Genomic DNA, 12,791 nt, shown 5'->3' with positions numbered 1-12,791 from the left:
TGGAACTGGAGCTGCCGCTGTAATTGATGGCGTATCTTTTGTTGATGCTTCATACAAGCTTGGGGATGCCGTAGACAAATTAACGGCTATTGCCATGCATTCGGCAACCATGGCTGCACTAGCTAAACAAGGTTTGATCGAAACCGTACGTGACGCTGATGGTGTCGTGCTCTATAAAACCTTCATGGATCGCCGTGTGATTGTTGATGACGGTATGCCAGTTGATGGGGATGTATTCACTTCATTCTTATTCGGTCAAGGTGCAATCGGTTTCCAAGATATTGGTGCACCAGTTGGTGTAGAGACTGACCGCGATAGTCTAGCGGGAACTGACATTCTTATTAACCGCCGTCACTTTGTATTGCACCCTCGTGGCATTAAGTGGGCAGGTGCGACTGGTATTGCACCTAATAACGCAGGTCTTGCTACAGCTGCAAACTGGGAACGTGTTTACGATCCAAAACAGATCCGTATTGTGGCATTCAAGCACAAGATCAAATAACTAATAGGCGGGCTATCCCGCCTTATTTTTTGGAGATCCTCAAATGGGACTTTCATCATTTAACCGTGCACGGGAAAGACAACAAATGATCGAAACAAAAATTGCTGAGCTAGAAGAACAACTGGCAACGTTGAAAGGTGAGTTCATTGCCTTTCAGAATGATCCAGAAGCCATGAAAGCGCGTATTGCTGAGCTTGAATTGGGTGAAGGAAAACAAACGCAAGATGGTGACAACCAGCAAGCTCAAGGCAACCAAAACCCGGATGGCGAGCAAAAGACTGGTGGTGAGCAAGAACAACCAATTAATTATGCAGGGCTTAAAGTTGATGAACTTCGAGCTTTGTTAACTGAAAAAGGTATTGCATTTGAACCAGGTGCTAAAAAAGACGAGTTATTAGCGCTTCTTCCAAAGGAATAATCCATGAGCTTTATCACTGAACAAGAAGCGATAGAACATGTTGAAGGCTTTGATGCTTTATCTGCCAGTGATAAGGCTCAATACCTTCAGATGTCAGAAGCTTATCTATTAGCACGTAATGTTAAACCTTATGTAGATGCCACTCTGGTTCCTGAGCCCTTGAAAACAGCCTCATATCAAATCATCAAGGGCATTATTAAAGGTGATCTATATCAAGGACAGGAACAGGCATTAAAGCGTAAGAAAGTAAAGGCTGATACGGTTGAGACTGAAAAGGAATATCAAGACGGGTCAGCAAAACTTAATGCAACTGAGCAATTCATTCTTGATTTGATCAAACCATACTGCAAAAGAAAATCTGTATTTTTTGTCAGGAAAATCTAATGGGCCTACGCGAAGAATTACAAACTGAAATTGCTGAAGCATTTAATGAAGATTTAGCTGACGCCGTGCATACCTTTACATGTGAGCGGATCTCAAAAACTAACTGGGATCCTAAAACTGAAACTTCAATCGAGGTTAAGGAAAACTATTCCGGCCGTGGTGTTCTATTTGGCTCTTACAGTCAATATGAGATCCAGACGCTTGGAGTACTGGCCACAGACAAGAAGGCTATCGTTCTTCAAAATGAAGTGGGTATGACACCAAAAATAGATGATGAATGGCTAACAGCCTTAGGGTCATTTAGAGTTATTTATATCCAACAAGATCCTGCTTCTACTATTTGGAAATGTCAGTTGAGGAAAGTGTAATGACTTGGTCCGTTCATGAGTTTTATAACAGCATTCAAGTGCTGCCTGATGATGATCTAAAGCCACATTCATTATTTCACTGCGAATGCCATCCCAAATATGAGGATGGCATTTTTATTCATAACTCATTTGATGGTAGAGAAGCGACTGAAACGCCTTTACCTAGTTAACAGGTTAAACCATGGTTAATTCTGATTATGTTCCTGAATGGTATATCTCGCCATTTCAACATGTGCAGTACACGCTTGCTCGAAATCAACTACACATGGATTTGTTATTTGAAGATATGGATAAAGCCGATCAATTTTTGGATATGGGGGCGGATGCACAGGTTAGTACTTTTTCAGATGGTGCTTATGCAATTGTTCAAATTGGTGATACGGAAGATAGAGATCAGCTCCAAGTTTATGGGCTACTTTTGCATGAGGCAGTTCATGTCTGGCAAATAGTTAAACGAAGAATGGGCGAGAACGATCCAAGTGCTGAATTTGAAGCGTATTCAATTCAATCAATCGCACAAGACTTATTTGAAATGTACGAAGCAAGCGAGGTGAGCAATGGGATGGAAGGGGAAAAAGCCGACTAGCTTTAGTGTTGATGTGGTGAAAAATGCTGAAGAACAAGTTAAGAAAATCACGATGGATACGGTGCAATCTTTAGTAGTTTCAAGCCCAGTTGATACGGGCACTTATCGTGCTTCTCATATCGTTTCAATTGGATCTGCTGATTTCGGCATACGTGGACCTGAAACTAACCCAATTCAAGATGCTGCTATTCAAGCTGTAAAGATTAAATTGGGTAATTTGGTCTACATACAGAACAACCAGCCTTATGCTGAGCGCTTAGAAAATGGGTGGTCTGATCAAGCACCACAAGGAATTTACAACACCACCTTTACCTTTATTTCTCAGAAGTATGGCGGCTAATATGGCAATGACTTTAGAGCAGGCGAGGCAAGCAATTGCCGAACGTATGCAAAGCTTTACTAGTATTTCCCAGGATAGAATCCAGTATCCAAATTTACCAGGCTTTAAGGTTCCAAAGGAAGGTTTGTGGTGTCGCTTAACGATTGCGGGCGGTCCAAGTTTTATTTCAGGCATTGCTGATAATCCTTGTACACGCCGTACAGGTAATATTATGGTCCAATGCTTTGCTCGTCCCAATTCTGGAATAATGGAAATCACAAAGCTGAGTGATGCTTTGCTTGCCCATTTTGAATATTACTCAATCGATCATCTAGAATGTTTACAAGGACAATCAACTTTTGTTGGGCAAGATGCTGACTTCATTCAGTATAATGTTTCGATTGGGTTTAAGGTAAATTGATATGTCGTGCATGCTGACATTAGAAGAAATCGAAATTAAACGGCAAGAGCTTGAGCGTCATTTAGAAAAAGTTATGGCTGTTGAGTTGAGTAAATGGCAACGTGAAAACAAGCTGTGTGTTTCGGATGTAAACATCCGATTGGCAAAGGTTCAAAGTATTGGTGGAACCAAACATAATGATGTTACTGGTGTGAGTGTTGACCTCGATTACAAGCCTTAATTTTACCAATAATATGGCCAACAAAATGGGGGTAAATTTTAAGGATTAGCTAATTAAAATTAAAGCAGATTTCAATTCATGATTACATTCTGTTACTGTGAAGGAAATATATAACAAATGGTAAAACATGAAAAAATCTACTTTAGGCTGGGGTGCCGCAGGAATAATAGCTTTAGGAATTTTTGGTTCTGGAAATGACAATACCTCAAGAAACAATTCAAATTCTGAAGAAACACAAAACGCAGTTGAAGAGGTTATAGAATCCAAATATATCAATACCAATACACTTAATATTAGAGATAAGCCTAATGGTAGTGTTGTAGCAAAACTTGGACGTGGTGAAAAAGTTGATATTTATGAGAAAAAAGGAAACTGGGTACGTATTTCTCTAAATTCATCATCACCTCAATGGATCTCCGAGAAACTTTTGTGTGAAACAGAAGACTGTTTTAAACAAAAGGCTAGAAAGTCTAAGTCTAATAATTATCAGGCTTTAAAATCGCAATCGCATCATTCAGTAAAAAAGCAGTCTCAAAAATACAATGCTAGCGATTGTTCTTGTGCCGTAGTTGATTATTGTGTGGGACCAAGAGGTGGGCACTATTGTATTACTAGTGGAGGCAATAAGAGATATAAACCAAGGTATTAACAAATTTATTAAATATTGAAAATCTCTATTTTTGAGAGGTTTTTACATCTTATTCACTACCACCTCATCGGTGGTTTTTTTATGTCTACAGGAATCACTTATGAGCAATTTTTGTTTTAAGCGTGGTGACACATTCAACTTGAATTTGCAGTTGGTCGATACGGACGATGCCTTGCAATATCCAGCCGATGATGTTCGCCGCGCTATTGATCTAACAGGCTACACATTTACCTCTCAAGTCAAAACTACAGAAGGTGCTGCTGTTGCAACTTTGACATGTGTGCCTTTAAGTCAGTCCACTCAGAAAGGATGGCTTAATGTGAAATCGGGTGCTAGCACATCTGCATGGCCATTGGGTTTGGTCCAAATGGATATTAAAGCAGTGGTGAGTGGTACTACACAGCACACTGAAACTTTGACATTCCAGGTGATTGATGGAGTAACCGCATAATGGCAAATCTACTATTTAAATTTAGTTGGGATCATCGGCCATTTCCGTACAACTCGGCTCAAGGCAAGCGGCAGTTTATGTTGCCTTTTGCTTCAGGTATTCCGAATTTGAATCCGCAACTTTCTCAAGTTCAAGGAGCTGGTACAGCTGCAGCAGGTACTCTTACCACATCATATTCTGACGATACGACTGGACGAGTACTTAGAGTTGGTGATTTTGGTTTAGGTAAACCTCTTCGAAATACTGATGTCGGAGGCGCTGACCTTAATAACATGACTACAGTAGGGTTCTATGGCAACGATACATTTGCTAGTGCAACCCTTGCCTTAAACTTTCCTGAAGCCGGGGTTGTGGGCTCTTTACTTGTTTTAAGCATTTCAGGTTCAAACAATTATCGTAATCAGATTTATGTTTCTGCTTCAAGTGGTCGTATCTGGTATCGATCAACTGCAGATCTGGCTACTTGGTCCGATTGGAAGCGTCTTGTAGATGCCAGCTCACCAGAATTTCAGCGAATCGTGAATAATGGCTTTGCTGCAAATAAAAACTTGGGGTCAACAGCATTATCCGGTTTCGATAGTGGAGGATCGTTTATCGGGCTCCAAACTACAGGAGCGGGCGCAACTGCTGCAGGTGATTATCCTACGGCACAGGCCCAATATATTCTTGGGTTAAATGCGAGCAGTGCTATTGAACATGCTGCTAATTTAAGTATTGCAACTTCAGCAACATATATCGGCTTTAGACGCAGATCATATCAGGGTGCTTATACCCCTTGGTACGCTTTGCGCGGTGAACACAATACAACTGTTGATGGTTCTGGCTTCATCAAAGCAGCTTCACCAGTCGTAAAACTATTCAGTGATTATATTGAATTAAATACTGATGCTGAAAAACAACCTATTACTTTCGAAAAGCATGGAATTGGTGATTACCTGATTAAAGGCTCATTAGGTTTTGCTCAGGAAGGCTGGTATGTCGAAGTGCCGAAAGATGCGAATGGGAATACAGTTGTCGCCGTTGTTTATGAAACGCTAGAGAATGGTGATATTTCCATTAAAACCTATAAGCGCAAGTTTGATATTGAACTCGCAGCAATCGTTGCTGATCTGGAAAATCCTATGGATATTCCTTTCTCACGCTGGATCGATATTCGTTTACATGAAGAGCCTGAGCCAGAATTTGAAGGAGAAGGGAGTGAAACGCCAGTAGATTTTCAACCGACAAACTTATCTCAAGCTGTAGCAGCGGCAATGGAAGGCATTGAACCGCCCGAAATTTCAGATACAGATGAAACACTTTAACAACCCGCTAATTTAGCGGTTTTTTTATGCCTAAATTTTGGAGAACCATAAATGAGTTCAGGTTCAAAAATTCGATTATATGCTTGTGAAGAAGCAGTATTGGGAACCACTCCGGCAAATCCTATCTGGTACACCGTTCGCCGTGTAACAGATGGGTTATCAGAAAATGTATCTACTGAAGAAAGCAATGAAGTAGTGAATTCGCGTTTTCGCCAAGGTGGTGTAGTAACTGAAGCAGAAGTGGCAGGTCAGTTAGAATTTGAATTATCTCTCGGCACATTTGACCTTTTCTTGAGTGCACTGGCTTTTAATAACTGGGCGGGCAACTCTTTAAGTTTTGGTGGTACCGTACGTAAATCACTAACCTTAGTTAAAGTTTTTGAGGATGTTGGTCAGGTCTTTATTTACCGTGGTGTACAGGTGAATACAGGTGAAATCACTATTCAGACTACAGGCAAGATCACCGGGAATTTCGGTCTGGTCGGTAGTTCCTTTACCCGTCAGCAAGTTAACCCGGTTACCAATCCTGTAGCTGCATCAAGTCGCCCTTTAGTCAGTATGCCAAACGTTGAAAACTTGCTTGTAAATGGCCAGTCCATTCAAGGTAAAGCCTGCATGCAATCTCTGACGCTTTCATTCAATAATAATCTAGAAGCAATTCGTTGTATCGGTTCGGGCAAGTACACGCCAGAGTTCTACATTGAAAAGATGATGGATATCGAAGCAAATGGATCATTCATGTTTTCGGCTACAGCTGCAGCCTGGATTGATGCAATCAAAACCCGTGATGTATTCACACTGACCTTCGATATTAAAGACAGCAAAGGCAGTAAATATTCCCTTAATTTCCCACAGCTCGAAGTCATGGAAGCCAATCACCCGGATGGCGGTGGTGATGACATCATCACTTTAGATATTAACTTTGCTCAAGTTCGTACCGCTCCAACCATTGTGCGTGCTCTTGTGTAATTCAAATTAATAAACCTTAGAGCCTATGGAATCCCATGGGCTTTTTTATTTCTAAAATTTCAGAGGTTGTTATGGCTTTAAAAGTCGGAATAATTAAAAGCTCGGACGTTTCAAAATGGTGTGAATATAAAGGACCGGATGGCGAGGTACAGGCAGAGTTCAAAGTGCGTGGTGTCGCTTACAAGCCTTTTCAGGTAGCCATTGAACGGGCTGGAAACCAGATCTCGTCTAAAGGCTATGATGTGATGGTTAAAGATGAAAATGCCAAGCTTTATCACGAGTTGTTAATGGATGCTTGTGCAGCTCACTTAATCGAAGACTGGAAAGGTGTGGTGTTTGCCCAAGTTGTTGATGGAAAGACTAAAGAAACTGAAATGGCCTATACACCCGGGAATGCATCAAAACTGCTTAATTTGGGTGATATTGGTATTTCGATCTGGTTATTCGTGAAAGAACAAGCACAAAAGATCCAAGAAGAAGCTGATAAAGAAAAGGCTTTAATTCTGGGAAAGTCATCGAGCTCTACAAATACCAGAAAACGTATGCGTCGAAAACGCCGCACGAAATCGAACAAATCAAATTCTTAGGTGGACACATTCCGGATCCACCAGAATATTCTTATGCGGCTGACTCAATCCTTGCTGCCTTTAGTACGATTATCAGATCTAGACGATATGAGCAGAGTATCCCGTTATCTTTAGATCAGCAGGCAATCAATGTTTATGCTGAGCATAATGATTTGCCAGTTGATGCACATATCTTTAATGACTGTATTTTTGCTTTAGACAATTTATTTATTGAAGAAGCCCATAAGAAGATCTCATCAAAGCCTCAAAAGTAACGATCTATTTATTGGTGGAAATTTATACACTTAAATTACAAGTTATGTAGCTTAATGTAAATATATGTAATAATTTTGATGTGTGTTTAAGGAGTTTGTAACTTATGGATATTTTGAAATTTCTTAAAAGCTTTAATACAGTAGATACGTACTTAATTTTTGCTATCTTATTATTAGTCAGTGAAATTATATATTTCTACTATATTAATCCTATTTAAGTTTATGAATGACAGATAATTAAGCCACCTTCGGGTGGTTTTGCTTTATGTGACATTTATTAATCAGTTTGATAAATTACTTGTAAATATAGGGGTAATTTCATGAAAAAGTTTATTTTTTTAAGTTTAATTTTCTTACCGGTTTTTTCTATTGCGAACACGCCACAACCACTTAATTATAATGAGAACTGCAAATTAAGAGGCTTTAATTTACTTGCCTATGATGCAAATTTTAAAGAAGCATTTGATTTAAAATTAATGAAATTTGGAGCAATGAAATCCACAGATTTTGATGAAGATAGTTGTATCGGTGAAAATAATCTTATAAATGGGGTATTAACAGCTGAGTTTCGTCAAAATAAAAATAAGTTTGTTGGGCAGCATTTAAAAACGTTTGTTGCATTTGATTCAAAAAATAAAGAGATACTGGTGGTTTTAATAGATGAAGAGTCGAAGAGTTACATAGTTGGTGATAAGACGTCTAACTTAACTTCCGCTTTAAAATCATCGTTTGGTTCCAATGAGTATTTTAAAAAAGTAGATCTATCATCATCTTTAACATTCACCAACCTCAATGAGAATTATCAAACAAATAAAGTTGAAAAAAAGTTTTCTGAAATTATTGAAAAAAGAATAGAAGAAAACAAAAAACTTTATAAGTTGGCAAATGAAAACCTTAAAAAAAAGAATTTAAAGGATTTGATTCATAAAGATACAAAGTACATTGCTCAACTTAAGGATGGAGAAGGGAAACAAACTAACATTAGTGTAATAACAGTATTAGATCCAAATATTAATTTACCCCTTTCAAAAAATGGTATTTCTCAGAATTTATATTTCGTGTCAGTTTTAGAAAAGATTGGTTTAAAAAACCCCTATTCATTTAAACCAAGAAGTGCAGTTGTAAAGCAAGAAGGGGCACTGCTTAAAATTGGTATTGAATATACAGCTCAAAACTCGTATGGGGCTGATGTTGTTGGATTTGCAAATAAAGTCTTATTTTTGGGAAGAGATGGTCAATATCATCCTGATCCAGAAAAGTAATTTTTTCATGTAAGAGAACCCACTCCTTGAGTGGGTTTTTTATTGCCTAGAGGAAAGTAAAAATGGCACAAGAGTCTCGGTTGGTCATTGTTATTGAATCGCAAAATGCTGAACGTAATGCACGTAATTTAGGCAATGAGCTCAATAGTATTGAACGTAAAGGTGAATATGCTTCCAAGTCTATGGATGGCTTATCTGTCTCGACACGTGCACTTGCTGGCTATATGGCAGGATTGGTTACTGTTAGTGCTGCAATATCTAAGATGGATACATACACAGGACTTCAAAACCGTCTTAAATTAGTGACTAATAACCAAGTTGAGCTAAATAAAGCAACTGAAGATACGTTCCGAATTGCTCAAAAGACATATTCTGCTTGGGATTCAGTTTTACAGGTGTACCAGCGCTTTAGTGATAATGCCAAGACATTAAATCTTACGATGGAAGATACTGCCCGATTAACTGAAACCGTATCAAAAGCTGTGGCTATTAGTGGAGCAAGTGCGGAGGCCGCTGATGCAGCATTAGTACAGTTCGGACAAGCTCTTGCCAGTGGTACATTACGTGGTGAAGAACTGAATTCTGTAATGGAGCAAACCCCTGCTTTAGCAAAAGCTATTGCACAAGGCATGGGTATTACAGTGGGGCAATTACGTTCAGTAGCCGCAGAAGGAAAGATTACTTCAAAAGAAATCGTTAAGGCCCTTAATAATGTCCAAGACGATGTTGATGCGCTGTTTGCTAAAACTGATATCACAATTGGTCAATCACTCACACTTTTAAATAACGAAATTACTAAGTTTGTGGGTGAGGCTGGTAAAGGTAGTGGGGCCGCACAGGTATTAGCTGGATCAGTTCAAACTCTTGCAAGTAATTTAGATTTAATTGCAGATGGGGCATTGGTAGTTGGTATTGGGTATATCACTCATGCAATTTTAATGAAGAGCGCAGCAGTTAAGGATGGAATAACATCGACTTTAGCTAGCCGCCAAGCATCAGTATTAAACGCTCAAGCTGAATATGCAGAAGCTACAGCTACCTTGAATGCGGCTAAAGCGCATCTCGCGAATGTCCGAGCCACAAACGCAGAAACCCAAGCTAAATTTGGTGCAACTGCGGCAGCTACACGTTATGCACAGGCACAAGCAGCAGTAACTGCTGCTACAAATGCACAAACCGCTGCTCAATCAAGACTCTCAGCAGCTTCTTCTTTGGTTGGCAGTATTGGCAGTCGAGCATTAGGACTTATCGGCGGTCCAATTGGCGCAATTACCCTAGGTGTATCCGCTCTGGCTGCAACATATACTTATTTTAAAGGTAAGGCAGAAGAAGCGAATAGAACACTTGCTGAACAAGCCGAAGTGGCTAACCGTACTGCTGAAGAATTAAAAGGGTTAAAAGGTGAGGCAAAAACCAAAGCTATTAATGACTTAACAACGGCCTTTAAAGCTCAAAATGAGGAGTTGAAAAAAACAGAATTGGCCGTTGGTTCAGCCTTAATTGATATTCAAAACTTCGGTAAAGGCAATGTTGAACTTACAAGGATTTCTAATGAAGCTCGATTGGGCACAATTAGCTACAAGGAGGCTATGGAGCAACTTGCTAAACAGAAGTTACCCCCAAGCTTAAGAGATGCATTAAAGGAGCAAATCGACAAATACAATGAGGCTTATGAAAAGGCTGATAAGACGAAAACAGCCATTAAATTGTTTGGTATCGAAGTTACCTTAACGGGTAATAAAGCCCAAAATGCAGCAATTGAGCAACAGAAGCATGCTGATGCTATCAAGAATACAAAACAGGCTGCAGATGAGGCTCAAAAGTCCTTACAGAAATTGTATGCAGATAAATTGTGGGATACGCAATTTGTCGAGATAGTAATGAAAAAGGGTTTTTCTGAGTCTCAGGCTAATGATTTATTGAAGCTTTATAAAGATTCATTAGCTAAGGGTCTTAAGGCAGCAGACCGAGAGGCTATGAAAGCATTAACGGATACTTGGAAAGCAGAAGAATCAATCAAAGCCATCACGGATGCTAGAACTGATTCTATACGGGAGCAAAACAAGGAGCTTAAAAATCAGCAAAAAGTACTAAATGTAAATGCGAAAGTCCTAGCAAATGCTTCAAAATTCGGCTTTGCAGATCTAGAGTCTAAATACAAACTCCCATCAGGAACATTATCCGCGATTCATATGATCGAATCTCGAGGTAATGCAAAAGCCTATAACAAAGAAACCGGGGCCACTGGTGGATTTCAGTTTCTCGAAGGTACTGCCAAGCAATATGGCATAAAAGACCGCACTGATTTAGCACAGTCTGCTGAAGGTGCGGCTAAGTACATGTCTTATCTTTTGAAGCTTTTTAAAGGTGATTTAGAAAAGGCTGTACGTGCATACCATGCAGGTGAAGGCAATGTAATGAAGGGTAAAGGTATTGGTAAAAATAATAATCAATACTGGAAAGACTATCAAAGTTACATGGCTGGTATTAATGGCTATTCTGCTGGTGATATTTCATCAAAAGACTTTGATAAGCTTATTCAAGATACCACTAAAATGGCCGAGGAGCAGGCAAAACTTCGCCTTCAATTAGAAAATGAGGTTGCTAATCAAGTAAAAAAGATTAGGAATGATCTGGCCAAAAAACTTGAGGATGTTGATAAAGCTAACTTTAGCCCGGAACGTAAGGCTGAAATAAAAGCAGAACTTCAAGCACGTGCAGATAATGATATTGCTATTGCTGAGCAAGCTACAAAGACTAAGTTTGATTCATTCCGTGATTTCACCAAGTCGGAAGAGCAGCTTTTAAAGGACAGTTTTGCAAAACGTCAATTTGAAGCCGAACACGACTTAGAGATGACAAAAGAACAGCGTAAAGAAGCTGTTAATTTGTTAGCTCAACAGTTGCAACAAGAATTAGGTTTACTAAAACTTGCTCAAGAGCAACGTTTGTTTCAAGCTAAATTATTCTTGCTTTCAGAAACTGAGGCAATGCAAGAACGCTACCGATTGGAGCGAGAAGAAATTGCTAAAACAGTAAAAGATGAGGAGGAAAAACGTAAGCGACTGGCATTATCACGTGATCAAGAACGATTAGAAGCACTTGATCGTGCAGCAAAAGCTGGTCAAGCATGGGGTGGTATTCAAGCTGATATGAATGGCAGTGGTGAGTTCTATAGACTAGATCAAGAACGATCTAGCCGCCTAAGTGCCGCGACAAATCTACTTGATAGTCAGCAAGGTGTGGTTAATTTAAATGAACAAAATTCTATTGAGGCTTTAAATGCACAATTTGAGCAACAGCTTATAAGTCAGCAGGATTACGAAAACCAGAAAACTGCGATCATTCAAGCTGCTCAAGAGCAACGGAATCAAATTTACAGTGATTATGCTCAGAACGTTAAGGACGTTGAAGACAAGTATCAACAAGATCGATTAAACGCTCAGATTGCCCTTGGTGGACAAATGATGGGTTCAGTCACTTCGATGTTTGGTTCAATGTTTGGTGAACAGTCCAAAGCCTATAAGCTCATGTTTGCTGCAGATAAAGCTTATGCAATTGCAGCTGCAGGTATTGCCATCCAGCAAAATATCGCAGCTGCTTCAAAAGCTGGTTTCCCTTATAACTTGCCTTTGATTGCTGGAGCCGTTGCACAAGGTGCTAGCATTATTGCTAACATCAGGGCAATTAAAGATCAAGGCTTTGCGGACGGTGGTTTCACTGGTCGAGGTGGGAAATATGAAGTTGCCGGTGCTGTGCACAAAGGCGAGATCGTATGGTCCCAAGAAGATATTAAACGCTGGGGTGGTGTTGGCTTAGTTGAGAAAATGCGTAAGAGCTCAGGCCCTGAAGCATTCCTCAACAATAATGCTTCAGCTGATAATATCATGCGCCGTGCAATGATGAGCTCTAATGCTTTTATAGAAAGCCAAAAGCAATCTGACATCTTCAATCAACCGGTTCAAGATGGCCAGATTATTTATAAGGGTAATAGTCGTGTACCTACTGCTTCTTCAGCAAGCTCTGATCTATTCCACGACGGAAAAGTTTACTTCTCTTCAAATGGTTTAGTTCAGGATCGCTCAAATCTTGATGAC

General features: G+C 39.7%; 16 protein-coding genes. All 16 read left to right on the top strand.

All coding sequences use genetic code 11. The features are described from left to right. The coding region (locus tag ACINWC141_RS06095; protein ID WP_009389180.1) for a major capsid protein at window positions 1-502 on the top strand (502 nt) is incomplete at its 5' end. Between the two features lie 43 nt (window positions 503-545). After that, window positions 546-920: a HeH/LEM domain-containing protein gene (locus tag ACINWC141_RS06090; RefSeq protein ID WP_009389189.1), complete on the top strand. Its 375-nt coding sequence runs from the start codon at window positions 546-548 to the stop codon at window positions 918-920. A 3-nt stretch (window positions 921-923) separates the two neighbouring features. Beyond that, window positions 924-1,304 (top strand): hypothetical protein, encoded by a 381-nt coding sequence (locus tag ACINWC141_RS06085; protein WP_009389198.1) that lies wholly within the window; start codon window positions 924-926, stop codon window positions 1,302-1,304. Beyond that, window positions 1,304-1,672: a hypothetical protein gene (locus ACINWC141_RS06080; protein WP_009389178.1), complete on the top strand. Its 369-nt coding sequence runs from the start codon at window positions 1,304-1,306 to the stop codon at window positions 1,670-1,672. The genes ACINWC141_RS06085 and ACINWC141_RS06080 overlap by 1 nt, the downstream gene beginning before the upstream one ends. Next, window positions 1,672-1,842: a hypothetical protein gene (locus ACINWC141_RS20285; RefSeq protein WP_009389193.1), complete on the top strand. Its 171-nt coding sequence runs from the start codon at window positions 1,672-1,674 to the stop codon at window positions 1,840-1,842. The genes ACINWC141_RS06080 and ACINWC141_RS20285 overlap by 1 nt, the downstream gene beginning before the upstream one ends. Window positions 1,843-1,853: 11 nt before the next feature. Continuing rightward, entirely contained in the window at window positions 1,854-2,258 is a 405-nt protein-coding gene (locus ACINWC141_RS06075) for a hypothetical protein (RefSeq protein ID WP_009389186.1), read from the top strand. After that, complete coding sequence (locus ACINWC141_RS06070) at window positions 2,230-2,598, top strand: hypothetical protein (protein WP_009389191.1); 369 nt, start codon at window positions 2,230-2,232, stop codon at window positions 2,596-2,598. The genes ACINWC141_RS06075 and ACINWC141_RS06070 overlap by 29 nt, the downstream gene beginning before the upstream one ends. 1 nt (window position 2,599) lies before the next feature. Further along, window positions 2,600-2,998, top strand: coding sequence for a phage tail terminator-like protein (locus ACINWC141_RS06065; RefSeq protein ID WP_009389201.1), 399 nt, complete (start codon window positions 2,600-2,602; stop codon window positions 2,996-2,998). Window position 2,999: 1 nt separating this feature from the next. Beyond that, the gene (locus tag ACINWC141_RS06060; protein WP_034677833.1) at window positions 3,000-3,218 is read left to right on the top strand and encodes a hypothetical protein; all 219 of its coding nucleotides are present in this window, start codon (window positions 3,000-3,002) and stop codon (window positions 3,216-3,218) included. Between the two features lie 127 nt (window positions 3,219-3,345). Further along, on the top strand, window positions 3,346-3,867 hold the full coding sequence (locus ACINWC141_RS06055; RefSeq protein ID WP_009389182.1) for an SH3 domain-containing protein: 522 nt from the start codon (window positions 3,346-3,348) through the stop codon (window positions 3,865-3,867). Between the two features lie 100 nt (window positions 3,868-3,967). After that, window positions 3,968-4,318: a hypothetical protein gene (locus ACINWC141_RS06050; protein ID WP_009389181.1), complete on the top strand. Its 351-nt coding sequence runs from the start codon at window positions 3,968-3,970 to the stop codon at window positions 4,316-4,318. After that, window positions 4,318-5,622 carry a pyocin knob domain-containing protein gene (locus tag ACINWC141_RS06045; RefSeq protein ID WP_009389196.1) on the top strand — a complete coding sequence of 435 codons (1,305 nt, stop codon included), beginning with the start codon at window positions 4,318-4,320 and terminating at the stop codon, window positions 5,620-5,622. The genes ACINWC141_RS06050 and ACINWC141_RS06045 overlap by 1 nt, the downstream gene beginning before the upstream one ends. Window positions 5,623-5,673: 51 nt before the next feature. Then, the gene (locus tag ACINWC141_RS06040) at window positions 5,674-6,591 is read left to right on the top strand and encodes a phage tail tube protein (RefSeq protein ID WP_009389195.1); all 918 of its coding nucleotides are present in this window, start codon (window positions 5,674-5,676) and stop codon (window positions 6,589-6,591) included. Between the two features lie 71 nt (window positions 6,592-6,662). Further along, on the top strand, window positions 6,663-7,178 hold the full coding sequence (locus tag ACINWC141_RS06035) for a phage-derived protein YdaY family protein (RefSeq protein ID WP_034677836.1): 516 nt from the start codon (window positions 6,663-6,665) through the stop codon (window positions 7,176-7,178). A gap of 574 nt (window positions 7,179-7,752) precedes the next feature. Continuing rightward, window positions 7,753-8,694 carry a hypothetical protein gene (locus ACINWC141_RS06030; RefSeq protein ID WP_009389185.1) on the top strand — a complete coding sequence of 314 codons (942 nt, stop codon included), beginning with the start codon at window positions 7,753-7,755 and terminating at the stop codon, window positions 8,692-8,694. Between the two features lie 62 nt (window positions 8,695-8,756). Beyond that, window positions 8,757-12,791, top strand: a 4,035-nt coding sequence (locus ACINWC141_RS06025; RefSeq protein ID WP_009389177.1) for a tape measure protein, incomplete at its 3' end; no start/stop codon positions are given.

The sequence above is a fragment of the Acinetobacter sp. WC-141 genome, assembly GCF_000313935.1.
GTDB lineage: Bacteria > Pseudomonadota > Gammaproteobacteria > Pseudomonadales > Moraxellaceae > Acinetobacter.
Note: the sequence above shows the minus strand (reverse complement) of the source record. Positions and strands in the feature narration are given on the sequence as shown.